Annotated in this window: 23 protein-coding genes; 8 read left to right on the forward strand and 15 right to left on the reverse strand. The window is 69.2% G+C overall.

All coding sequences use genetic code 11. The annotated features are described in order from the left end of the window. The gene (locus tag EY822_RS05900) at window positions 1-786 is read right to left on the reverse strand and encodes a hypothetical protein (protein ID WP_150307419.1); all 786 of its coding nucleotides are present in this window, start codon (window positions 784-786) and stop codon (window positions 1-3) included. Further along, window positions 779-1,318, reverse strand: a complete 540-nt coding sequence (locus tag EY822_RS05905; RefSeq protein ID WP_227497058.1) for a sigma-70 family RNA polymerase sigma factor — start codon at window positions 1,316-1,318, stop codon at window positions 779-781. Before EY822_RS05905 ends, EY822_RS05900 begins: the two co-directional genes overlap by 8 nt. Window positions 1,319-1,552: 234 nt before the next feature. On the opposite strand from EY822_RS05905, the gene EY822_RS05910 reads away from it, so the two are divergent. From EY822_RS05910 to EY822_RS05920, 3 genes are all read left to right on the forward strand, one after another. Further along, window positions 1,553-2,272 (forward strand): CHRD domain-containing protein, encoded by a 720-nt coding sequence (locus tag EY822_RS05910; RefSeq protein WP_150307420.1) that lies wholly within the window; start codon window positions 1,553-1,555, stop codon window positions 2,270-2,272. Window positions 2,273-2,307: 35 nt separating this feature from the next. Beyond that, entirely contained in the window at window positions 2,308-2,985 is a 678-nt protein-coding gene (locus EY822_RS05915) for a class F sortase (RefSeq protein ID WP_150307421.1), read from the forward strand. Window positions 2,986-3,070: 85 nt separating this feature from the next. After that, entirely contained in the window at window positions 3,071-4,075 is a 1,005-nt protein-coding gene (locus EY822_RS05920) for an aldo/keto reductase family protein (RefSeq protein WP_150307422.1), read from the forward strand. A gap of 99 nt (window positions 4,076-4,174) precedes the next feature. Here the strand turns inward: EY822_RS05920 and EY822_RS05925 are convergent, their stop codons facing one another. Continuing rightward, complete coding sequence (locus tag EY822_RS05925; RefSeq protein WP_150307423.1) at window positions 4,175-4,822, reverse strand: dienelactone hydrolase family protein; 648 nt, start codon at window positions 4,820-4,822, stop codon at window positions 4,175-4,177. 50 nt (window positions 4,823-4,872) lie between these two features. Further along, complete coding sequence (locus tag EY822_RS05930) at window positions 4,873-5,238, reverse strand: hypothetical protein (protein ID WP_150307424.1); 366 nt, start codon at window positions 5,236-5,238, stop codon at window positions 4,873-4,875. A gap of 259 nt (window positions 5,239-5,497) precedes the next feature. Here EY822_RS05930 and EY822_RS05935 point away from each other — a divergent pair, with 259 nt between their 5' ends. Continuing rightward, complete coding sequence (locus EY822_RS05935; RefSeq protein WP_150307425.1) at window positions 5,498-5,740, forward strand: zinc-ribbon domain-containing protein; 243 nt, start codon at window positions 5,498-5,500, stop codon at window positions 5,738-5,740. 392 nt (window positions 5,741-6,132) lie between these two features. Here the strand turns inward: EY822_RS05935 and nhaA are convergent, their stop codons facing one another. After that, window positions 6,133-7,497, reverse strand: a complete 1,365-nt coding sequence (nhaA, locus tag EY822_RS05940; RefSeq protein WP_150307426.1) for a Na+/H+ antiporter NhaA — start codon at window positions 7,495-7,497, stop codon at window positions 6,133-6,135. A 147-nt stretch (window positions 7,498-7,644) separates the two neighbouring features. Here nhaA and EY822_RS05945 point away from each other — a divergent pair, with 147 nt between their 5' ends. Continuing rightward, window positions 7,645-8,478, forward strand: coding sequence for an aldo/keto reductase (locus EY822_RS05945; protein ID WP_150307427.1), 834 nt, complete (start codon window positions 7,645-7,647; stop codon window positions 8,476-8,478). 145 nt (window positions 8,479-8,623) lie between these two features. Here EY822_RS05945 and EY822_RS05950 read toward each other — a convergent pair whose 3' ends face one another. From EY822_RS05950 to EY822_RS05990, 9 genes are all read right to left on the reverse strand, one after another. Beyond that, entirely contained in the window at window positions 8,624-8,905 is a 282-nt protein-coding gene (locus EY822_RS05950) for a hypothetical protein (RefSeq protein ID WP_150307428.1), read from the reverse strand. Between the two features lie 117 nt (window positions 8,906-9,022). Then, a complete protein-coding gene (locus EY822_RS05955; RefSeq protein WP_150307429.1) occupies window positions 9,023-10,612 on the reverse strand; it encodes a glycoside hydrolase family 43 protein in 1,590 nt (529 codons plus the stop codon). Next, window positions 10,609-11,517: a carbohydrate ABC transporter permease gene (locus EY822_RS05960; protein ID WP_150307430.1), complete on the reverse strand. Its 909-nt coding sequence runs from the start codon at window positions 11,515-11,517 to the stop codon at window positions 10,609-10,611. The genes EY822_RS05955 and EY822_RS05960 overlap by 4 nt, the downstream gene beginning before the upstream one ends. A 2-nt stretch (window positions 11,518-11,519) precedes the next feature. Next, a complete protein-coding gene (locus tag EY822_RS05965) occupies window positions 11,520-12,458 on the reverse strand; it encodes a carbohydrate ABC transporter permease (protein WP_150307431.1) in 939 nt (312 codons plus the stop codon). Beyond that, window positions 12,455-13,735: an extracellular solute-binding protein gene (locus tag EY822_RS05970; RefSeq protein WP_227497059.1), complete on the reverse strand. Its 1,281-nt coding sequence runs from the start codon at window positions 13,733-13,735 to the stop codon at window positions 12,455-12,457. The genes EY822_RS05965 and EY822_RS05970 overlap by 4 nt, the downstream gene beginning before the upstream one ends. Before the next feature lie 153 nt (window positions 13,736-13,888). After that, window positions 13,889-14,941 (reverse strand): LacI family DNA-binding transcriptional regulator, encoded by a 1,053-nt coding sequence (locus EY822_RS05975; RefSeq protein WP_150307433.1) that lies wholly within the window; start codon window positions 14,939-14,941, stop codon window positions 13,889-13,891. Window positions 14,942-15,045: 104 nt separating this feature from the next. After that, window positions 15,046-16,053, reverse strand: coding sequence for a 1-aminocyclopropane-1-carboxylate deaminase (locus tag EY822_RS05980; RefSeq protein ID WP_150307434.1), 1,008 nt, complete (start codon window positions 16,051-16,053; stop codon window positions 15,046-15,048). 60 nt (window positions 16,054-16,113) lie between these two features. Further along, entirely contained in the window at window positions 16,114-16,788 is a 675-nt protein-coding gene (locus EY822_RS05985) for a GntR family transcriptional regulator (RefSeq protein ID WP_150307435.1), read from the reverse strand. Between the two features lie 79 nt (window positions 16,789-16,867). Continuing rightward, window positions 16,868-17,455 (reverse strand): DUF1349 domain-containing protein, encoded by a 588-nt coding sequence (locus EY822_RS05990; protein WP_150307436.1) that lies wholly within the window; start codon window positions 17,453-17,455, stop codon window positions 16,868-16,870. A 78-nt stretch (window positions 17,456-17,533) separates the two neighbouring features. Here EY822_RS05990 and EY822_RS05995 point away from each other — a divergent pair, with 78 nt between their 5' ends. After that, window positions 17,534-18,607, forward strand: a complete 1,074-nt coding sequence (locus EY822_RS05995) for a hypothetical protein (protein WP_150307437.1) — start codon at window positions 17,534-17,536, stop codon at window positions 18,605-18,607. Here the strand turns inward: EY822_RS05995 and EY822_RS06000 are convergent. Next, entirely contained in the window at window positions 18,595-19,611 is a 1,017-nt protein-coding gene (locus EY822_RS06000) for an alpha/beta hydrolase (RefSeq protein ID WP_150307438.1), read from the reverse strand. The genes EY822_RS05995 and EY822_RS06000 overlap by 13 nt on opposite strands. 50 nt (window positions 19,612-19,661) lie before the next feature. Here EY822_RS06000 and EY822_RS06005 point away from each other — a divergent pair, with 50 nt between their 5' ends. Both EY822_RS06005 and EY822_RS06010 read left to right on the forward strand, forming a co-directional pair. Beyond that, window positions 19,662-20,024 carry a hypothetical protein gene (locus EY822_RS06005; protein ID WP_227497060.1) on the forward strand — a complete coding sequence of 121 codons (363 nt, stop codon included), beginning with the start codon at window positions 19,662-19,664 and terminating at the stop codon, window positions 20,022-20,024. 108 nt (window positions 20,025-20,132) lie between these two features. Beyond that, on the forward strand, window positions 20,133-21,725 hold the full coding sequence (locus tag EY822_RS06010) for an ABC transporter substrate-binding protein (RefSeq protein ID WP_227497061.1): 1,593 nt from the start codon (window positions 20,133-20,135) through the stop codon (window positions 21,723-21,725).

Consider the following 21,725-nt stretch of genomic DNA (forward strand, 5'->3'; position numbering starts at 1 on the left):
TCAGGCGTCGACCGGCGCCAGGGCGGCGGTGGCGATGCGGGTCCCGTCGTTCCCGCGGATCTCGACGGCGACCGCATCCTCCCGCAGTACCGCAGCATTGAGGCGGCAATCGATGGCGATGTCGGAGCCGAGCAGCGTTCCGGAGGAAAATTCACGGCCCTCCTCGTCGATGACGATCACCGCGAACAGCCCGCCGGTGGGCAGCCCATCGGCGCGCAGCACCGTCTCGGTGCCCCAGGTGTGTGCGACCACGTCGCCCGCGATGTGCACACCCGACGGTTCACCCACGAATTCCACCGTCTCGAGCGCGCCCAGTGTGCCGGGAGGGCCGTCGACCGGGGCGTCCTGCAGGGCCGCGAGGGCGACGCCGAGGCCCAGGCCGACCGCGACACAGGCGGCGGCTCCGGTGGTCAGGAGGAGTCGGCGGCGCGCGCCGTCGGTGCGGCGGACGCTGCCCGGGTGTTCGGTGCGAGACCTCCGCGGGATGCTCGTCGACCGGGACGTCGGCTGGCCGGCGGAATCCTGTTCCTGCCCAGGTTCCGCCGGGGAAGGGTCGTCCGCGATCCGGTCGATCCGATCCCGCAGGGCGTCGCTCGGCTGCTCCTCCCGCCAGGATCCCAGCCCGCGCACCTCGGCCGGCAGCCCGCCGAGCAGCATCAACTCGTCGTCGATGGTGGGGTCGCTCTCGCGAAGCGAGGCGAACTCGGCACGCTCGTCGGGGGTGAGGTCCTGAGCGAGCGCCGCGGCGATCAGTTCGGCGCGTCGATCGGGCGTCTGGTCAGTCATCGGTCGGATCCCCTTCATCGAGGTGAGTGCGGAGGGCACGGAGCGCGTAGAAGACTCGCGTGCGGAGGGTGGCGACGGGCACGCCGGAGGTGGCGGAGTATTCCGCGTAGCTGCACCCGGTGAGATGGATGGCGACGACCGCCTCTCGATGCTCCGCACTCAACCGCGCGAGCCCTTCTACGATGTGCAGGCGCTCGAGCACGTCCGGACCGGAACCGGCCGGCTCCGCCACGTCACTCTGCGGGACGAGCCGGGGGGTTCGTTCCCGGGCGCGGAACACGTCGAGGATCACACGCCGCTCGATGGCGAAGAGCCACGTGCGCAGGCTGCCCCGGGACGGGTCGAAGTGCGCCCGCGAACGCCACGCCCGGAGGAAGGTCTCCTGCACGCAATCCTCCGCGAGACCGTGGTCCCTCAGTGCATTGACGGCGAAGCCGAGCAGGGCGCTCCCGTGCGCCTCGAAAGCGGCGCGCACATCCAGCCCCGGGTTCTGCGCGTTCATCGGGCTCCGCTTCGGTGCTGGACGTGTCATGACGAACGTCATCGGCTTCTCTCTCAGCATATGGGGACCATTCCGGGGGCTTCAGGACATACGTCCGCCGCACGGCTTCCGTTCATCCAGGCCGACAACCCGGGTGGCTTCACGTGTATGGCGAGCGCCGAAAAGTTTTTCCGACCGGGATGAACGCGGGACGCGTCCGGTGCGTAAGTCCTGGGGAGAAGCAGCGTCCATCCCGGAAGCCGCCCGTCGAGAGGCAGAGGAACCATGTCGAAGAACCACCTCATCCGTACCCTGACCGTAGGAGGGGCCACCGCTGCCGCCTTCACCCTGTTCGCTGCGGCACCGGCATCCGCCGAGACCCAGGTGCAGGAGCCCGAGACCTTCACCAGCGCCTTCACCGTCATGGCGAGCCCGGACGAGGTCGTGAACTCCGATGGCGTTCTCACCCCCGGGCAACCGGGAGCGATGGGGCAGTTCGACTTCCGCATCAACTCCGACGAGGAGATCATCTGCTACGACATCACCCTCACCGGAGTGACCGGCGACTACCAGAGCCCGGCGAAGACCGCCACGCACATCCACGAGGCCGCGGCCGGCCAGTCCGGGCCGCCGCGCATCGCGTTCCCCAACCCGGTCGATGACGGAACCGGCACCCGTACGAGCAGCGGATGCCTGCAGGGACCCTTCACCACGGGCGTGACCAGCCCGGCGGGTTCCGACACCGGCGAGGGCTTCTCGCTCGCGCAGATCGAGGCGAACCCGGCCGGATTCGTGGGTGATGCGCACACCGTCGAGTTCGTCGCGGGCGCGGTTCGTGGTCAGCTGTCCCAGGTCCCGGTCGGCGGCGTCGACACCGGCGCCGGTGGACTCGCCGCGACCGGCACCGGTTCCGAGGTGTCCGGTGTGCTCGGAGCGGGAGCGCTCGCCGCTGCCGGAGCTGCGGGTGTCGTGCTGCTGCGCCGCCGCCGCGTGGAGGAGTCCTGATCCAGTCGATCCGGAGGGAAGCGGGTGCGCCGTTCGTGCGGCGCACCCGCGCACTCGGCGTGCCGGCTCTCGCGGCCGTGCTCACCGCCCTCGGCCTGTTGACCGGGTGCGCACCGACGGCCGAGTCGACGGCGGAGTCGACGCGGACGCCGACGGAGGCGGCGGCGACCGGAGCGGCACCGCCGACTCCGCACCCCCCGACGACCACGGAGAGCGCACCGCAGGCTGCCGCACCCGCCGCCACTCCCGGCGTCGCGATCGCCGGCGAGGGCACCCCGCCGACGCGGGTGTCGATTCCCGCCATCGATCTAGCGGAGCCGCTTCTCGACCTCGGCATCGACGACTCGGGTCGGATGGAGGTCCCCGTCGATTTCTCCACCGTCGGGTGGTTCACCGGCGGGGGCATGCCGGGTGGCCGAGGTCCCACGGTGATCGCGGCCCACGTCGACTCGCTCACCGGTCCGGCCGCATTCGCCCGGCTGCACGAGCTGACCGTCGGCGCCGAGGTCGCCGTCACGACCGTCGACGGCGCGGTGCTCCGGTACAGCGTGACCGAGGTGGCCGACTTCGCGAAAGCGGAGTTCCCCACGGCGCGGGTCTTCGGCGCCACGCCGACCGACGAGCTGCGCCTCATCACCTGCGGCGGATACTTCGACGCGGGCGTCGGGCACTACCGGGACAACCGGGTCGTGTTCGCGGTGCCCGTAGCGTGAGGCGCTTCCCGTCTGCCGGTGGCCGAGCGTGCACCCGGTGCTCCCGCTCACCGCATCCTCGCCGGGGAGTGAATAGATTGGATGTATGGAATTTCGATACCTCGGTAACAGCGGATTCAAGATCTCGGAGATCACCTACGGCAACTGGCTGACCCACGGGTCGCAGGTCGAGAACGACACGGCCACGGCATGCGTGCGGGCCGCCCTCGACGCCGGCATCAGCACGTTCGACACCGCCGACGTGTACGCGAACACCGCAGCGGAGACGGTGCTGGGCGAGGCCCTCAAGGGTGAGCGCCGCCAGTCGCTGGAGATCTTCACCAAGGTGTTCGGTCCGACCGGGCCCAAGGGCCACAACGACACCGGTCTGTCCCGCAAACACATCATGGAGTCCATCGACGGGTCGCTGGAGCGCCTGCAGACCGACTACGTCGACCTGTACCGGGCTCACCGCTACGACTTCGAGACGCCGCTCGAGGAGACGATGCAGGCGTTCGCCGACGTCGTGCGCTCGGGCAAGGCTCTGTACATCGGCGTCAGCGAGTGGACCGCGGAGCAGTTGCGCGCCGGGCACGCGCTCTCGAAGGAGCTGGGTTTCCAGCTCATCTCGAACCAGCCGCAGTACTCGATGCTGTGGCGCGTGATCGAGTCCGACGTGGTGCCCGCATCGGAGGAGCTCGGTGTCTCGCAGATCGTCTGGTCGCCCATCGCCCAGGGCGTGCTCACCGGCAAGTACAAGCCGGGTCAGGAGCTCCCCGCGGGCACGCGTGCCACCGACGACAAGGGCGGCGCGGACATGATCAAGCGCTGGATGTCGGACGAGTACCTCACGGGCGTGCAGAAGCTCCAGCCGATCGCCGATGAGGTGGGCCTCGACATGGCTCAGCTCGCCATCGCCTGGGTGCTGCAGAACGAGAACGTGGCATCCGCGATCATCGGCGCCTCGCGGCCCGAGCAGGTCGCCTCGAATGTGGCGGCGGCCGGCGTGAAGCTCGACGCGGAGATCCTGTCGAAGATCGACGACGCGATCGGGGACCTCGCCGAGCGCGACCCGTCGAAGACCACCTCGCCACCCAAACGCGAGGCGTAATCGGCACCGTTCCGCCCGACGTGCCCGGTTTCTCGCTGCTCATCCTTCGATCGAGCAGCGGAACCGGGCACGTCGTCGTGGAAGCGGGTGATCCGATGGTCAATCCAGCAAATGGCTGCCGAGGAAGGACGCGGATCGGCTGAATGCGAGGGCCGCCGCGGCGGAGTTCACCTTCGACGGGATGCTCGCGTTCGCGAAGGAGTGGACGGTGCCCGGGTACTGGTACGGGGTGACCGGGGTGCCGTGCTCCTTCAGATGCCCGATGAACGACTCGGGGTCCTCGCCCTCGCCCCACTCGTCCTCCTCGGCGAAGTGCAGCTGCACCGGGCAGGGGATGACACCGTGCTCGTCGGGTCCCACTGTCGCGTAGTAGGCGACGACGGCGTCCACCGTTCCGGCCTGAGCCTCCAGCAGGGCGAGCCAGCCGCCCATCGAGAAGCCGATGATGCCCACGCGTTCGGCGCCCGCATCCCGCGCGGCCGCGATGCTCTCGGCCAGGGTGGCGAGGGCGAACGCCAGGTCGACGTCGGCCATGAGTTCCTCCGCGGAGTCCTCGTCCGCGGTGGCCCGCCCTTCGTAAAGATCGGGGACGAGCACGAAGAAGCCGGTGTGCACGAGCGCGTTCGCGTAGGAATCGAGCCACGGGAGGCGGCCGTACCAGTCGTGCACCACGATCACTGCCGGGCGGCCACGCCGGCCGTACTCGAGCGGAACCCCGGGAGAGGGGATGTCAACGATGCTGCCCATGACATCCTTTCCGAGGCGATGGCAGTACCGACACTAGCCGAGCAGACCGGTCAGGCGGCCTCGTCGAGCACGCTGTCGCGGTACACGGTGACGCCGCCGAGCACGGGAACCGTCGCGTCCTCCGGTATGCCGTCGCTCCGTCCGTCACAGCTGCGGAGGAAGTCGATGTGCTCCGCCACCGCCAGGAGCAGGGCGTCGGCGACGATACCGTCGCGCCGGGCGTCGGCAGCGTAGTCAGCCAGATTGGTGAACACGAGCTCACCCGTCGGCACGTACCGCACCGTGATGCTCTCCCAGAACGGATCACTCAGCGCAATGGTGAGCAGGTGGCGGACCACATCGGCTCGGGCAGCGCGGATGCGGTGGTCGAGGGGTGCCTCGGGGTCCCGCCAGTCGTGGCGTGCGATGTCATTCATGGTGTCGTGCTCCGGTTCTCTCTGCGGGGAGCGCGACACTGCGCGGAATAGCGCTCAGTTCACCAGATCTCGCCGGTTCTTTCTCGGGATGGACAAGTCGGCGTGTCCGTGCAAGCGTCGAACGGCTTCGCGTGGACGCCGGAACGGCGTCGTGTCGAGCACGCGATCCCGACGGGCGCCCGCTACCACGCTCCGGCGACGAGGGGAACCCCGCTGCACACGGGAGCACGGGAGCCGCCCGCAGCCTACGATCGGACCCATGTTCCTCCTCTTCGGCACCCGCGCCGGTGAAACCGTGCTCACGATGGTGGTGTTCGTCTGCAGCAACTGCGGGGTCTCCGCAGCCCAGCGCGTGTTCAAGCGGGTGACCCGGGTGACGCTCTTCTTCGTGCCGCTGTTCCCGGTATCGACGAGCCACTGGAACGAGTGCTCGAACTGCGGGCTGACGACGCAGCTGACCAAGCCGCAGGTCGACAACGCGCTCGCCTGGTCGCCTTCCTGAGCCGATGCTCGACTCGTCCAACCAGGCGATAATGAGGTTGACTCATCATTTTCGGAGGAGGATGATTCCCCTGGCAACGTTCCGGCCGCGTCCCCGGCCCTGCCCGACAGCGGCGAACTGCTCCGAGTGAATCGCGATGGGAGCTTCGAGGTCGTGGTCGAGGGGTTGGATCGGCCGACGTCGCTCGATTTCCTCGGTCGCACTGCACTCATCGTCACCCAGAACGGGGAGGTGTGGAAGGTGGATCACTATGCGAAGGCCTCCGCTCCCCACGGTGATTACGCACAGGCCGGGGGCGGCTCGCATGATCGAGGGGGCTGCCGGGGTCGGTAGGTCGGGCGCCGGCACCGCGGACGGGTCCCGGGGCCGCCGCCCGGGGACCGCAGACCGCGTCAGACGGTGTCGCCGCCGGAGCGGCCCGCGGCCTCGTCCTGCTGGTAGACGTCGGGCACGCCATCGAGGTCGCTGTCGACCCGCTCCTGCTCCTCGATGCTGCGGTACCGCTTGTTGCGGGCGCGCAGGATGATCGACGCGAGGAACGCCGCGAGCAGCGACGCGGAGAGGATGCCCACCTTGGCGTGGTCGTTGTGCGCGCTCTCGAGGCCGAAGCTGAGGTCCGCGATGAGGAGCGACACGGTGAAGCCGATGCCGGCGAGGAGGGCCACCCCGATGAGGTCCACCCAGCGCAGGGCCGGGTCGAGGCGCACGCGCGTCAGCTTGGTGAGCAGCCAGGTGGTGCCGACGATGCCGATCGGCTTGCCGAGCACGAGGCCGACGGCGATGCCGATCAGCACCGGGTCGGTGAGCGAGGAGACGAAGCCGTCCCAGCCGCCCACCGCCACGCCGGCGGAGAAGAAGGCGAACACCGGCACGGCGAACCCGGCCGAGAGCGGCCGGAAGCGGTGCTCGAACAGCTCCGACAGTCCCGGTCCCGCCGTCGGACCCCCGCTCGCCTTGCTGCGGATGACGGGGATCGCGAAGCCCAGCAGCACACCCGCGACGGTGGCGTGGATGCCGCCGGCGTGCACGAGCGCCCACACCACGAAGCCGATCGGCAGCAGGATGAACCACGCGGCCGCCGGCTTCAGGCCGAAGAACCGCCGGTACTTCTGGGCCAGTGCCGTGTAGAGCGCGAGGGGGATGAGCGCGAGCAGCAGCGGCACGAAGTCGAGGTCGGTTGAGTAGAAGATGGCGATGATCGAGATGGCGATGAGATCATCGACCACGGCCAGGGTGAGCAGGAAGATGCGAAGCGCGCTCGGCAGGTGCGATCCCACGATGGCGAGCACGGCCACGGCGAAGGCGATATCGGTGGCGGTCGGGATCGCCCAGCCGCGAAGGGTCTCGGGGCTGGTCATGTTGATGACCGCGTAGAAGACCGCGGGGACGATGACTCCGCCGATTGCGGCGGCCACCGGCACGACTGCGCGGCTGGGGTTGCGGAGGTCGCCGGCGACGAACTCCCGCTTGAGCTCGAGGCCGACGAGGAAGAAGAAGATGGCGAGCAGGCCGTCCGCGGCCCAGGCGCCGAGACTGAGCTCGAGGTGCCACGGCTCGTAGCCCACCCGGAAGTCCCGGAGCGCGAAGTAGCTGTCGGCGAAGGGCGAGTTCGCCCAGAGGAGGGCGATGGCGGCCGCGATGACGAGCAGGATGCCGCCGACAGTCTCCTTGCGGAGGATCTCGCCGATCCGGAGTGCTTCTGAATAGGTGCCCCGCGAGGGCAATCCGGACGATCGGACAGGCTTATCTTCGGCCATGGGGGCTCCTGCTGGTTTTTGGGTCGATGAACGCTCTGCCGACCAGACTTCCCGGCTCACCTGCTCCCACTGTAGTCGCGGCCGGTCGTCCAACCGATGTGAGACGTGATCACCCGTGCCCGCCGGCCGGTCTGTACGCTCGAACGTATGACGAATTCAGTTCCCTCTCTTCCTCTGAACTCCGGCACCACGATCCCCCAGCTCGGCTTCGGCGTGTTCCTCGTCGACCCCGACGACACCCAGCGCGTCGTCGAGGACGCCCTGTCGGTGGGCTACCGGCACATCGACACCGCCACCGGCTACAACAACGAGACCCAGGTGGGTGCCGCCATCCGCGCGTCGGGCATCCCGCGCGAGGAGATCTTCCTCACCACCAAGCTGCGCAACGACCACCACAAGGAGCGGGATGTGGAGGGGGCCTTCGCCCGCAGCCTCGACATGCTCGGCGTCGACTACCTCGACCTCTACCTGATCCACTGGCCGATGCCCGCCAACGGCTTCTTCGTCGACACGTGGCGCACGTTCGAGACCTTCGCCGCGGATGGTCGCGCGAAGGCGATCGGAGTGAGCAACTTCCTCGTGCCGCACCTCGAGACCCTGCTCGCCGAGACCGATGTCGTGCCCGCCGTGAACCAGGTGGAACTCCACCCGATCTTCCAGCAGCGCGAACTCAAGGAGTTCCAGGCGCAGCACGGCATCCAGACGGAGGCGTGGGGCCCGCTCGGGCAGGGCAAGTACGACCTGTTCGGCATGTCGGCGATCCAGGATGCCGCGAAGGCGCACGACGTGCAGCCCGCGCAGGTGGTGCTGCGGTGGCACCTGCAGACCGGCAACATCGTCATCCCGAAGTCGAACTCGCGCGACCGCATGGCGCAGAACTTCGACGTCTTCGGCTTCGAGCTGAGCGGCGACGAGATGGCGGCCATCGACGCTCTCGATGAGAACCGACGCGTGGGCGGCAACCCGCTCGAGGTCAACTAGCCGTACGCGCCGGGCGCGAGCCCGACCGGGGACGCATCGACGGGCGGAACCGCCGTCGCTGCGTCCCCGCGCTGCGTCAGCAGTTCAGCCGCGCGTGTTAATGCGAGTGCGGGTGCGGTCGCCGGCCCGCTTCTCCTCGCCCGGACTAGCGGCGACGGGCGAGCGCGGCGATGCCGACCAGCAGGGCGGCCGCAATGCCGCCGAGCACACCGAGCATGAGCACCGGGCGACGCTTGTAGGAGTCCTGCAGCGTGGACGACGCCTCCATGGCGATGAGCGCGGCCGTCTCGAGCACGTCGACACTGTTGTCGGCCACCTCGTGTGCGAGCTTCTCGGCTCCCTCGATCACGTCGTGCAACAGGTCGTCGTGCGTTTCACCGCTGTCGGCGGTGGGGGTGCCGGTCGAGGTCTCGTCGTTGGTGGTCATCGGTTCTCCTTCGCGCATGCCGCGGCTCTTCGGCCGCGGCGAAACAGGGGGTCGGCGCTGGGGCGCGAACGTTTCCTTCCACGGTACGCATGCTGCGGCCCGGATGCGTACCGGGGGTCAGGCGAGGGCGTCGCGCTGCGCAGCGGCGGCGATGTCGGCGCGGTCGTATCCCGTGTACCTCACCTCACTGACTCCGACCGTGCCCGTCACGGCGCGCACCCCGGCGACGCGACCGGTGAAACCGCCGGCCACCTCGGTCGAGAAGTACCGTCCGTCGATCCGGGCGAGACGCATCTCGCGCCCGTCGACGACGATCGACAGAGCGATGTCGTCCGGACCGGCCGACTCCGACGGGAGAGATTCCATTCGCACGGTGACCGGCCCCCTGCCCGTTGCCAGTTCGGGCCCGACGGTGGCCTCGAGCGGTCCGATGCACACCACCGCGCGTGCCATCTCACCGTTCGCCTGTATCTCGCACCAGTGCCGGTCATCGAGTCGGAGCAGAAGGCCGCCGACACCGGTGCCGGCGTCCACGTCGGCCTCGAGACACCAGCGGAGATCGAGGATGCGCGTCGTCAGCGCGCTCCGCGCACCGTTCGCGGCGATCCCAGCTCGTAGGGTGATTCCGCCGGTCGGGTCCACCGTCACGAAGTCCATAGGCGCCTCGCCGGGCGACACCCACCGCGGATCGAGACGCGGCCCACCGAAGGGCTCGGTGAACGACGTGTCCGGCGTACGCCGCACGAAACGGTCCTCATCGACGGACGGCCAGCCATCGGACCAGTCGATCCCGGCGAGGAACGTCTCCCGACCGAGCACGTGGAAGAGGGGGGTGATACCGCGGGGCCGGACGCCGAGGTAGACCATGGCCCAGCTGCCGTCGCCCAACTGCACGAAGTCGGCGTGGCCCGTGTTCTGAACCGGGTGCGTGGTGCTGCGGTGGGAGAGCAGCGGATTGGACGGTGCGGGGACGAAGGGCCCGTCGGGTCGCGTCGACCGCGCCACGGTCACGCTGTGCCCCCGCTCCGTGCCGCCCTCCGCGATCACGAGGTACCACCAGCTCCCCACGCGGTACAGGTGCGGCGCCTCGGGAAACGCCAGCCCGGTACCCGCCCAGACCACCCGCGGATCGGAGAGGGTTCTCCCGGTGCCGAGGTCGACCTGCACCTGGACGATGCCCTCGATTCCCGGCGCGCCGGAGGCGTAGGTCACCCAGCAGCGCCCCTCGTCGTCCCAGGCGAGGTCGGGGTCGATGCCGCGCACGTCCGGGAGGGCGAGGGCCGCGCTCCACGGCCCGGCCGCATCCGTGGCCCACACGACGAGTTGACCCTCCGTCGACACGTCGGTCGTGATCAGCCAGAAGCGGCCGTCGTGGTGTCGCAGAGTAGGTGCATACACGCCGCCGCTCGCCGCCGCGTGACCGGCGGGCAGCTGGTCCGCGCGTTCGAGGGCGTTACCCAGCAGGGTCCAGTGCAGAAGGTTACGGCTGTGCCAGACCGGCACCCCGGGGCTGTACTCGAACGACGAGTGCGCGAGGTAATAGTCGTCGCCGACCCGGCACACCGTCGGGTCGGGGTGAAAACCGGGAATGATCGGGTGAACGCCCGTCGACACCAGTCCGTCGACGGCGTGCGGCTCCCGCCCCTCCTCGTTCGGGGCGTCGGTGCGGGTGCCGGTGGCGCCGGGCTCGGAGGTGATGGTAATCATTTGATTCCTGTCGTGGTGATGCCGCGGATGAAGTACTTCTGCAGCGCGAGGAACAGCAGCAGTACAGGGGTGATGACCAATACCGATCCGGCGAGCAGTACGCCGTAGTTGGTCGCGTTCTGCCCGACGGAATAGAGGGACAGCGCCACGGGCAGGGTGTACATGTCCTCGGACTGCGCGACCACGAGCGGCCACAGGAAGTTGTTCCAGGAGGAGAGGAAGGTGAGGATCGCCAGGGTCGCGAGGGCGGGACCGCACAGCGGCAGCACGATGCGCAGGAAGATGCGGATCTCGCTGGCACCGTCGATGCGCGCGGCTTCGATCAGCGAATCGGGGATCTCGCCGATGAACTGACGCATCAGGAACACCCCGAGCGGTCCGACAAGGAACGGCAGGATCAACGCCACGTAGGTGCTCACCAGGCCGAGTCGGCTCACGACCACGAAGAGCGGCACGAAGGTGACGACCCCGGGCACCATCAGCGTGACCAGGACGAGCCCGAACAGCAGGCGCTTGCCCGGGAACTCCAGCTTGGCGAGGGCGTAACCGACCATCGAGCAGAACAGGAGCGTGCCGAGCACCGTGAATACGGCCACGACGATGCTGTTGACGAAGAAAGTTCCGATGTCGAGCCGACCGAACCATGCGGCGAAGTTGTCCCAGGTGAAAGTCTGCGGCCACCAGGTGGGCGGCCGCTGACGCAGCTCCTGCTCGGTCTTCACCGAGCCGAGGAACATCCACACGAAGGGGATCAGCGTGCCGACCAGGGTGACGAGCAGGATGGCGTAGACGAGTATCCGGCCGGCGGATCCACGCGACCGTCGGGCGCGGCGGACGGGGGAACGCGGCGCGGGATCGGGCGCCACCTCGGCGCTCGCGACGACGGGGGCGAGTTGTGCGGTCATCGTCAGTCCTTGCTTCTCAGTACCCGGAACTGGAACATGCTGAGCAACGCGATGGCGACGAACAGCACGTAGCTCGCGGCGGACGCGGTCCCGTAGTTGCCGAACCCGAACTGGTTGAAGGTGAAGTAGCTGATGGAGAGGGTGGAGTCCAGCGGTCCGCCCTTGGTCATGACGAAGGGCTCTTCGAAGAACTGCAGGAAGCCGACCGAGAGGAGGATGGCGCCGAGCAGCAGGGTGGGTCGCAGCATGGGCAGGGTGACGTGGAGGAACCGTCGCCATGCACCCGCACCGTCGACCTCGGCGGCCTCGAGTACCTCGGCGGAGACCCCCTGCAGCCCGGCGAGGAAGATCACCATGAGGGTTCCGGTGTTGCGCCAGACGGCCAGCATGATCATCGAAGGCATCGACCATGCGGGGTCACCGAGCCAGTCGGGACCGGTGATTCCCACGGAGCCGAGCACGGTGTTGATCAGCCCGTCGGGCTGCAGGAGGAACCGCCACACGACGGCAACGGCCACGATGCTCGTGACGACCGGCGTGTAGAAACCGACCCGGAAGGCGGTGCGGAACCGCGTGATGCCGTTGTTCAGAGCGACGGCGAGAGCGAGGGCGACGATCATCGTCAGGGGGATGCCGACGAGCACGAAGTAGGCAGTGTTGAGCATCGACCGCCGGAACTGCTCGTCGGCGAACAGGGCCGCGAACTGGTCGAAGCCGACGACGTTCACCGAGAACGGCGACGGGATGTCGGTGCTGCGAAAGTCGGTGAACGACATCGCGAGCGAACTGATCAGAGGGAACGCCATGAACACCGCGAAGCTCGCGACGAACGGCAGGGCGAACAGGTAGGCGACGAGCGCGGTGCGACGTCGCTGGCTGCGTCCCGCGGGGCTCCCCCGGCGCGGAGCCGGGGGAGCCGCCACGGGTGCGGCCGTTGTCATCGGGACGTCCCGAGACCGTCCGCGGTGGCCTGCAGTTCGGTGAGGGTCTCCTGCACGTCCGCGCCGCCGCGGAAGATCCGCTCCATCTGCGTATCCGCTGCCGCCGACACCTCCGACCACGTGCTCACCGTCGGGGCGATTCCCACGCTCTCGAGCTGTTCGCCGAACACGGCGATCATCGGGTCGCTGGTGAGGGCGTCATCCTCCCAGGAGGACTGCTGCGCCGGGAGGTCCCGTACCGTCTCGAACCAGTCCACCTGCACCTCGGGCTGGTTGAGCCACTCGATCAACTTCCACGCCGCATCGGGGTTCTCGGCCCCCTTGAACACGGCGAGGTTCGCGCCGGCGGCGAAGGACTTCGAGGTGGCACCCGGTGCCGCGGGGATCATCGCCACGTCGAACTTGTCCTCGAATCCCGGACCGCCCGCCGTCTCGAGGCCACCGATATCCCACGGTCCGCTGAGGAACATCGGGACGGATCCCGACACGAGGTTCGCCGACGCGGACCCGGTCTCGGTGCTCGGGCGGTTGTCGGCGAGGCCCTCGTCGAAGTACGACTTCAGGTACTCGAGCGACTGCACCATCTCGGGAGTGTCGATGGTCCACTCCTGCTGATCGGCATCCATGACCTCGGCTCCGCCCGAGTAGTCGAACGGCAGGGTGCCGATGAAGCCGTTCCAGCCACCGGCGGGAATGGCGATGCCGAAGTCTGCGCCGGCCTTCTCCTTGTACGCGCGCGCCAGTTCCTTCAGCCCGTCCCAGTCGGTCGGGAACTCCTCGAAGCCCGCCTCCTTCATGAGGTCGGTGCGGTGGAAGATGACGCGCGTCTCGACGTACCAGGGCACGCCGAGGAGGGTGCCGTCGATGTTCGCCGACTCGACGGCGAACGGGAAGATCCCCGAGGTGTCGATCTCAGAGGGGACGGGGGTCAGCGCCGTGGCGAACCCGGGCAGCCAGTCCGATCCGAGCATGCCGATGTCGGGCGTCGAACCTCCCGCGATGGCGGTCTGGTACTTGTTCTGAGCCGAGTCCCACGGAATCGACGTCACCTCGACCTCGACATCGGGATTCGCCTCCTCGAACGGGGCGACGAACTCCTTCAGGGCTTCACCCTCGGTGCCCTGCGCCCAGACGGTGACGGTGCCGGCGGCGGCGTCGTCGCTGAGCTCGAGCGCTTCGCCGGCGGCGGGGCCGTCAGCGCTCCGGCCGCAGCCCGTGAGGAGGAGGGCGGCGGCGGCCGTGACAGCCGCTGTGGTGGTGAGCTTGGTGCGGATCATCATTGTTCCTGTCGGTCGAGATGCGGTGGGGCGCGTGTGCGCAGCACCGGATTCAGCGACGGAGGCCCCATCGCGGTCGATCGCGCCCTAGGTTATGCGCTTAGATTCTGCGGCGCAAGCACGAATCGCGAACCGCAGCGGTCGATGCAGCGGTCAGTCGCACCCGCAGGTGCCACCTGCGCTGAACGTGGCGACGAGATCCTCGTTCGTCGTGGGCTGCTCGGCCCCGTCGAGGGCGTCCGCCAGCAGGCGCACCGCCGCGCGGCCGATCGCCGCCATGGGCTGGCGCACCGTGGTGAGAATCGGCTGCAGAAGTCGGCCGGCGATGATGCCGTCGAAGCCGGTGACGGCAACGTCCCCCGGGACGGAGAGCCCGGCACGCCGCAGGGCGTCGATGGCGACGACGGCCGCCTGGTCGGTGTCGCAGACGAGGACCTGCGGAAGCGGACCCTCCCGCAGCAGCGCTGCGACCGACGCCGACGTGGTGGCATCATCACCCGGGTGGGCGGGCAGTACGGGTGGCACGGGAACACCGGCCTCCTCCAGGGTCGACTCGAACCCCTCGCGCCGGGCGCGGAATTCCGGCGTACCGAGCTCGCCCAGATAGGCGAAGCGCTCGTAGCGGTGCACGCGCACCAGGTGCGCCGTGAGGTCGGCCATGCCCTGTCGATTGTCAACGAGGACGGTGTGGGCGCCGGCGACACGCACCTCGCCGCCAAGCTCCACGACGGGCATACGCGCCGCCGCCTGCTCGAGATGCGGCACCGAGAGAGCGCCGGCGAAGGCGATCAGAGCATCGACGCGACCGGCCACCTCGATGACGTGGGGGAGGTGAGCGGGCGTTCGGTTGCCACCGATCATCAGCGCGAGTCCCCGGCTCCGGCACTCCAGTTGCACGCCGCGCTGCACCTCGTCGGCGTAGAGCGGGAACAGTCGCGCGGAGCGCTCGTACCCCTCGGCGGCGTGCTCGTCGGCCGGCGGGTCCAGCACGTAGTCGTAGGCGTACAGCCCGATTGCGCCGGTGCGGCCCCGCGCGAGTCCCCGGGCATTCGCGCTCGGGACGTAGCCCAGCTCGTCGGCCGCCACCATGACGGTGCGGATCGTCTCGGGCTTCACCTTCTCGGGTCGCGTGAAGGCGAACGAGACCGTGGCGATCGAGACGCCGGCGCGCTGCGCCACGTCGTACACCGTCGCGCGTCGCGCCATCCGCTACCCCTGCCACCCTCTCGACGGCCGGAGGCTACGGTCGAGCACTCCGCCTCGGCACCCGACGGTCACCGTAGCACTCGCGGTGAGCACCGGCAGGCGGCTCAGCGGAACAGAGCGCTGTAGGCGTTCACGGCGGGCTGCCCGCCGAGGTGCGCGTAGAGAACGGTGCTGTCCTTCGGGATGTCGCCCGAGGTGACGAGATCGATGAGGCCGGCCATCGACTTGCCCTCGTACACCGGATCGAGGATGACGCCCTCGAGTCGGCCCGTAAGGCGCATGGCGTCGAGCGTCGACTCGACGGGGATGCCGTAGAGGTCACCCGCCCAGCCCTCGAGAACGGTGATCTCGTCGTCGCGCAACTCGCGATCGAGTCCGATGAGCGCGGCCGTGTTGCGCGCGATCCTCGCGACCTGGTCCCGTGTCTCGGCGATCTTCGCCGACGCGTCGATGCCGATCACCCGACGGGGGCGGTCCTGTCCCGCGAACCCGGCGATCATGCCGGCGTGGGTCGACCCGGTCACGCTGCACACGACGATCGTGTCGAAGACCACGCCGAGCTCGCGCTCCTGCCGCTCCACCTCGTCGGCCCAGTTGGCGAAACCGAGACCGCCGAGCGGATGATCGGATGCTCCCGCGGGAATGGCGTAGGGCGTGCCTCCGCGTTCGCGCACGTCGTCGATCGCGCGCTGCCAGCTGGTCTTGATCCCGATGCCGAAGCCGGCCGGGTCGAGGCGCACCTCGGCGCCCATGATGCGGGAGAGCAGGATGTTACCCACGCGGTCGTTCACGGAGTCGGGCCAGTCCACCCAGTTCTCCTGCACGAGCACCGCCTTCAGTCCGAGCTTCGCGGCCACCGCAGCCACCTGCCTCGTGTGATTGGACTGGTATCCGCCAATCGACACGAGCGTGTCCGCGCCCTGCGCGAGCGCGTCGGGCACGAGGTACTCCAGCTTGCGCGTCTTGTTGCCGCCGTAGGCGAGACCGCTGTTCACGTCCTCTCGTTTCGCCCAGATCTTTGCCCCGCCGAGGTGCTCGGAGAGGCGCGCCAGCGGATGGACCGGCGAGGGACCGAAGGTGAGGGAGTAACGCTCGAAGTCGGTCAACGGCATGGTGGCTCCTGGTTCTGGGGGGGGGGTCGCTGGGCTGATCGGGGTTGTCGATGCTGCGGGTCAGAGCTGCTGCACGCTCAGTCCGAGCAGGTGCTGCTCGAGCGTCAGCCAGTTCTCCCGAGCCGCGGCGGCCGCCGCATCCGCATCACCGGTAGCGAAAGCGGCGAGGATGCGGTCGTGCTGCTCGACGGACGCCCGACCGGCGAGGCTTCCGAACCGGATCATTTCGACGCGACGGAGTAGCGGCGTGGCTTGCTCGAGCGACTCCCGCAGCATCCCGTTGCCGCTCGCAGCCACGGCCACGTCGTGGAAGTCAGTGTCGGCCGCAAGGGCGGCCGTGGGGTCACCGGCGTCGAGCGCTGCCGCGAAGCCGCGGTTGCACGCCCCCATCCGGTCGAGCTCATCGCCGGTGAGGCGGGGAGCGGCGAGCCGGGCGGCGAGCCCGTGCAGCTCTGCCGCGACGGAACTCGCATCGAGCGTGGCGCGGAGATCGAGCGGTGCCACGACCGTGGAGCGTCCGGGCCGGGCGATCACCAGACTGCTGCGCTCCAGTCGCAGCAGTGCTTCGCGCACCGGGGTGCGGCTGACGCCGAGCCACTCGCCCAGCTCGACGTCCCGCAACTGCTCGCCGGGGAGGAACGTGCCGCGCACGATGGCGTCGCGCAGGGTGATGTACACGTCGTCCCTCAGGAGCGAGCGCGAGGCGCGGCGCGCTTCGTTTCGGGGAATCGGCATGCAATATATTGGTCACAGGTGGACGGCGGCGTCAAATTTCTTCGCACCGCGCTCGAGTTGGCGACCGGTCCCGGGTCGGCTACGCGTCCGGGTGCAGGCTCTCGTCGGCCGGCGTCTTGCGCCACCCGGAGAAGAGCACGGTGAAACCATCGCGGGTCGGTGCGCAGCAGAAGAGCCCCGCCTGCACCGCTGCGTCGGCAGCCAGGGGAGCGACCCGCACGAGGCGCCATGGTTCGGCGTCCACCCGGGCGCGCACGGTCAGGGCATTTCCGGAACGGCTCGCGCGGATGGTTACCCATTCGCCCGCCCAATCGGGGACCGGCGACAGCGACCAGTCCGATGATCCGCGCGTCACCACCGCGCCGAGGCTCTCCATCCCGTCGCTCAGTTCCACGCCCGCCTTGATCCAGTTCTCCTCGTCCACCCGCACGAAGATCCCGGCCTGATCGAACTGACCGGCGAAATCGAGCCGGAACCGCACCTCCATCGCCGACTCCTGCTCGAAAGCGGCGAGGAGAGCGTGCTCACTGTCGTGTACGAACCCGTACGACGTGATCCGCCATGCGTCGCTGCCCTCTCGAGCGGTCACGCGCAGGCCATCGGGCGTTTCGCGGACGTCTGCGGGGTCATTCGTCCACTGCCCGGCCGCCCAGGAGATGTTCGTCATGGTCGGTAGCTTGGCAGGCTGCGCGCCCGACGGCCATGTCCGGGATCGGATGTCGGTGGGGGTGCCTACTCTGTCGCCATGCCGGAGAGCGTCGACGCGTGGTGGGCACGCCGTCAGTGGTCCAAGGGAACCGGTGTGCCCTATCCCGTCGGCACGTACCGGGAGCAATGGGGCCGCTTCCCCGTGCTCATCCGGCAGTACCACCCCGATCTGAACTCCGGGATCACCCTCACCCAGGTGCCGCCCGCCGCCGATGTGCTGCTCGTGTGGGTGTGCGACGCAGGTCACCGCATCGTGGCCACGCCGGAGGAGCAGCGTTCACGCCCCGGCGGATCACGGCGCCGGTCCACCTGGTGCCCGGACTGCACCGCGCTCGCCACGAGACGCCGGTCGCCCGTCACGACAGCGGCACCGGTGGACCGGTACCGGTGCGGGCATCCGCTCGATTCCCGGCGCGTCGGGTCGCCCAGCGAAACCGACGAAGCGTGCCCGCTCTGTCGGCACTTGTCGGGCAGCGCCATGACCCGGGAAGCGCTTCTCGCGCTGGTGAGTCCCGGGCGCCGCTCCGCGCTCGCGGAGGAGTCCCGGCCGGACGCCCGTTATTCGTGGGTGTGCCCACAGGGGCACGGCAACTACGACGCGTCGGTCGGGAAGGTGATCGACGGGTCACGGTGCGGGGTGTGCCGGCATGCCCGTGCTGGCGCGGACCGGATGGCCGTGGGTGAGGCGTTCGTCAGCGGCTGGGCGCCGAAGCCCGCCTCCCGCGCCGAGGCGGACCTCCGCGCCCGTCTCGCCACGCGGCTCGACGTCGACCTCGGCAAGAACGCCGTCCGCGTCGCGCGACCGTTCTTCTCCCATGTGGAGGTGTGGCCCGACATCCTCCTCCCGGAGCTCCGGGTGGCGATCGAGTACGACACGGTCGGCCGCGATGGACTCGAGCACGTCGGTCGCCGGGAGCCCATCGATCGGCGCAAGGACCGCCTGCTGCGCGCCGCGGGATGGGAGGTGATCCGCATCCGCGTGGGCAAGCTGCTGCCCCTGGGTCCGTACGACATCGTCGCGTCCGGGGTGACGGACCTGCTCATCGAGCGGATCGTCGATCGGCTCGGGGAGGTGCGCGGCAGCCTTCTCGTCGCGGCCTACCTCCGCTGAGCGTCGTTCCCGCCGGCATCCGCGGGAGCGGGTCGGTCATCCCCGAGGCGTGCGGCGGAGCCGGGACGCGGGCGAAGAACGGAGTCGAGAAACGCGATGCCCTCGTCGACGAGCGGTTCCAGCTCGGCCCCGATCCAGCCGTGGTCGGCACCGGGCACCGCCGAGTACTCGACGCGCGACCCGGCTGCCCGCAGGCGATCCCGCAGGAGCTCGCTCTGGGAGAGCGGCACGAGGGCGTCGGCCTCGCCGTGCACGACGAGGAAGGGCGGCGCGGACGCGGAGACGTGGGTCACGGGGGAGAGGTCGCGCTCCGCGGCATTCCGGTCGGCGATTCCCGCCAGGACGGTGTCGAGGGGCTCCTCGGGGTACTCGGCAGGGTCGAGTCCTGAGGCCGCCAGTTCGGCGGGATCGTGGAAGGGCGGCATGATCGTCATGTCGCTCAGGCCGTACCAGTCGATCACGGCGGCGACTCCGCTGTCCGTACCCGGCACCCCCTCCTCGCCCTCGAGGTCCAAGCGCCCGGACACGAGCCCGACGAGCGCGGCGAGGTGTCCTCCGGCCGACTCGCCCCACGCGGCCAACCGCAACGGGTCGATCCCCAGTTCCCCTGCGAAGTGGCGCAGGTATCGCACGGCGGACTTCACGTCGTGCAGCTGCGCGGGGAAGGACGCTTCACGCGAATGCCGGTAGTCGATCGTCGCCACCGCGTACCCGCGGGAGATCAGCGTGTCGAGCACCGCGCCCGGCGGCCAGATGTCGGGGAAGTAGCGACGGTCGCCACTCAGCCAGGCACCGCCGCGGATCCACACCACGCAGGGCACCGGAGTGGTGCGACCGCTCGGCACGTAGACATCCATGCCGAGCTCCCGATAGCCCTCTGCGATGGCGTAGGTCAGGCCGAGGTGCGCCGTGGCGCCGTGCGGCACGGCGGAGCGACCCGCGGACTCCGGCGATCGGAATCGATTCCCGAGAGAACCGGGCTCCGGCGCAGCAATGATCGGCACGGCAACCCCCCTTCGTGAGCGTCGTCGCGCTCACGGTCTACGGTATCGGGATGACAGCACAGGCCCCCGCCCCCCGTCCGGACATCCTCGACGGCATGCGTTTCCGGATGATCTCCTCCACCGCGAGCACGGTGAACCCGGATTCCCCCACCCGGTTCACGTATCACCAAGCCGGCGCACTCACGTGGGGCGAGTACGAGGGCGACACCGTGAGCACGGGGAGGTTCGTCGGCCGGGTCACCGGCGACCGGGTGGAGGTGAGCTTCGCCCACGCCCGGGTGAACGACGGCCAGGTGGTGACCGGATCGGCCGAGAGCGTGCTCGAGACGCGCGACGACGGCTTCCTCTATCTCGTCGAGGACTTCGAGAAGGACGGACAGCTGCACCGGAGCGTGTGCGTGTCGATGCCCTGACCCCGCGGCGAATCGCGCGCATTGGACACACCGTCGCCGTTCGTGACACTCTCATTCCCAGCGACGCGGGAACTCCACGCTCGCGAACAACCCCCAGGAGGCACTTCCGTGCGCAGCACCCGTCGTATCCCGACCCTCGCCACGGCCGCGGTAGCGGCCCTGGCGCTCGCCGGATGCTCCGGTGGAGGCAACTCCGCCACGAACACCGAGGGGGGTGGATCCGGCGGCGGATCGCTGGTGATCGACACCGCATTCTCGATCGAGACCGGTGACCCCGGCAACACCTACGACCCCACGGGCAACATGGTGGCGAAGGCCCTGTACGAGACACTCGTCGACTTCGAGGGGTCCGACGTCACCACCCCGGTTCCCGGGCTGGCCGACTGGGAGCAGAACGAGGAGGCGACGGAGTTCACCTTCACCATCGAAGACGGCCACGTCTTCTCCGACGGAAGCGCCCTCGACGCGGACGACGTCGTCTTCTCGCTCCAGCGCGTGCAGGGCATGGTCGACGCCAAGCCGAACTTCCTCCTCTCGGGCGTCACCATCGAGAAGGTCGATGACGAGACGGTGAAGTTCACCACGGAGACTCCGCTACTGCAGCTGCCCGCCATCCTCGCAAACCCGGCGCTCGGCATCGTGAACTCCGAGGTGGTGCAGGAGAACGGCGGCGCCATCGACGGATCCGACGACGCTCAGTCCTACCTCGACGGGGAGTCCGCGGGATCCGGCCCCTTCGTGCTCGACTCGCTCGACCTCACGTCGCAGGTCGTGCTCACCAAGAACGAGGAGTACACGGGCGACGAGGAGGCGGCCTACGACCGCGTCGTCATCCGCAACGTCACCGAGAGCGCGACGCAGAAGATCAACCTCGAGGGCGGCGACACCATGGTCGCCATGGACCTCAACGGCGACCAGGTCTCCGATCTCGCCGACGGCCTCACCGTCGACTCGGTCCCCTCCGGCCAGACCATCTTCCTGCTGGTCAACCAGGACCCGGCCGTGGGCGGCGTCACCGCGAACACCGCGTTCGCCGAGGCCGTGCGTTACGCCCTCGACTACGACTCGCTGCTCGAGCTGGCGGGATCCGGAGCCACCCAGGCCACGGGCGTCATCCCCACCTCGTTCCTCGGTGCACTCGACGACGGCGTGACGCAGGACCTCGCCGCCGCGACCGCCGCGCTCTCCGCGTCGGGCTACGCCGGACAGACTGTTCGCCTGCAGTACCCCAACGACTACCCGGTCGGCGGCGTCGAGTTCACGCCGCTCGCCGAGCGCGTGCAGTCCCAGCTCCAGGCCGCGGGCATCGCGGTCGAACTGGCGCCCGCACCGTTCACCACCGAGCTCGACGCCTACGTCAACGGCACCGAGGCCTTCAGCATGTGGTTCTGGGGTCCCGACTACGCCGACTCGGCGAACTTCCTCCCCTTCGGCCCCGGTCTGAAGGTCGGGCTCCGTGCCGGGTGGACCGCCGACATGAACCCGCAGATCGCGGAACTCGCCGCGCAGGCCGCTGCGGAGACGAACCCGGACGAGCGCGAGGCGGCCTTCACCGACTTCGCCACGGCGATGCAGGACTCCGGTCCCTTCGTGCCGCTCATCGTGCCCGGCTCGAACATCGCGACCACCGACGAAGTCGAGGGTGCGGTGTACAACGCGGTGTGGACCATGGACATCGCCGAATTGAGCCCCGCGAGTTGA

This window comes from Planctomonas psychrotolerans (assembly GCF_008642235.1).
Taxonomy (GTDB): Bacteria; Actinomycetota; Actinomycetes; order Actinomycetales; family Microbacteriaceae; genus Planctomonas; species Planctomonas psychrotolerans.

Coding starts and splice junctions, on each gene's coding strand:
- EY822_RS05980 (WP_150307434.1), bottom strand. CDS start 16,053: ATGCCGTTGACCGACTTCGAGCGTTACTCCCTCACCTTCGGTCCCTCG.
- EY822_RS05910 (WP_150307420.1), top strand. CDS start 1,553: ATGTCGAAGAACCACCTCATCCGTACCCTGACCGTAGGAGGGGCCACC.
- EY822_RS05925 (WP_150307423.1), bottom strand. CDS start 4,822: ATGGGCAGCATCGTTGACATCCCCTCTCCCGGGGTTCCGCTCGAGTAC.
- EY822_RS06005 (WP_227497060.1), top strand. CDS start 19,662: ATGACAGCACAGGCCCCCGCCCCCCGTCCGGACATCCTCGACGGCATG.
- EY822_RS05945 (WP_150307427.1), top strand. CDS start 7,645: ATGACGAATTCAGTTCCCTCTCTTCCTCTGAACTCCGGCACCACGATC.
- EY822_RS05935 (WP_150307425.1), top strand. CDS start 5,498: ATGTTCCTCCTCTTCGGCACCCGCGCCGGTGAAACCGTGCTCACGATG.
- EY822_RS05985 (WP_150307435.1), bottom strand. CDS start 16,788: ATGCCGATTCCCCGAAACGAAGCGCGCCGCGCCTCGCGCTCGCTCCTG.
- EY822_RS05900 (WP_150307419.1), bottom strand. CDS start 786: ATGACTGACCAGACGCCCGATCGACGCGCCGAACTGATCGCCGCGGCG.
- EY822_RS05960 (WP_150307430.1), bottom strand. CDS start 11,517: ATGACCGCACAACTCGCCCCCGTCGTCGCGAGCGCCGAGGTGGCGCCC.
- nhaA (WP_150307426.1), bottom strand. CDS start 7,497: ATGGCCGAAGATAAGCCTGTCCGATCGTCCGGATTGCCCTCGCGGGGC.
- EY822_RS05965 (WP_150307431.1), bottom strand. CDS start 12,458: ATGACAACGGCCGCACCCGTGGCGGCTCCCCCGGCTCCGCGCCGGGGG.
- EY822_RS05930 (WP_150307424.1), bottom strand. CDS start 5,238: ATGAATGACATCGCACGCCACGACTGGCGGGACCCCGAGGCACCCCTC.
- EY822_RS05990 (WP_150307436.1), bottom strand. CDS start 17,455: ATGACGAACATCTCCTGGGCGGCCGGGCAGTGGACGAATGACCCCGCA.
- EY822_RS05955 (WP_150307429.1), bottom strand. CDS start 10,612: ATGATTACCATCACCTCCGAGCCCGGCGCCACCGGCACCCGCACCGAC.
- EY822_RS05975 (WP_150307433.1), bottom strand. CDS start 14,941: ATGGCGCGACGCGCGACGGTGTACGACGTGGCGCAGCGCGCCGGCGTC.
- EY822_RS05905 (WP_227497058.1), bottom strand. CDS start 1,318: ATGACACGTCCAGCACCGAAGCGGAGCCCGATGAACGCGCAGAACCCG.
- EY822_RS05920 (WP_150307422.1), top strand. CDS start 3,071: ATGGAATTTCGATACCTCGGTAACAGCGGATTCAAGATCTCGGAGATC.
- EY822_RS05970 (WP_227497059.1), bottom strand. CDS start 13,735: ATGATCCGCACCAAGCTCACCACCACAGCGGCTGTCACGGCCGCCGCC.
- EY822_RS05950 (WP_150307428.1), bottom strand. CDS start 8,905: ATGACCACCAACGACGAGACCTCGACCGGCACCCCCACCGCCGACAGC.
- EY822_RS05995 (WP_150307437.1), top strand. CDS start 17,534: ATGCCGGAGAGCGTCGACGCGTGGTGGGCACGCCGTCAGTGGTCCAAG.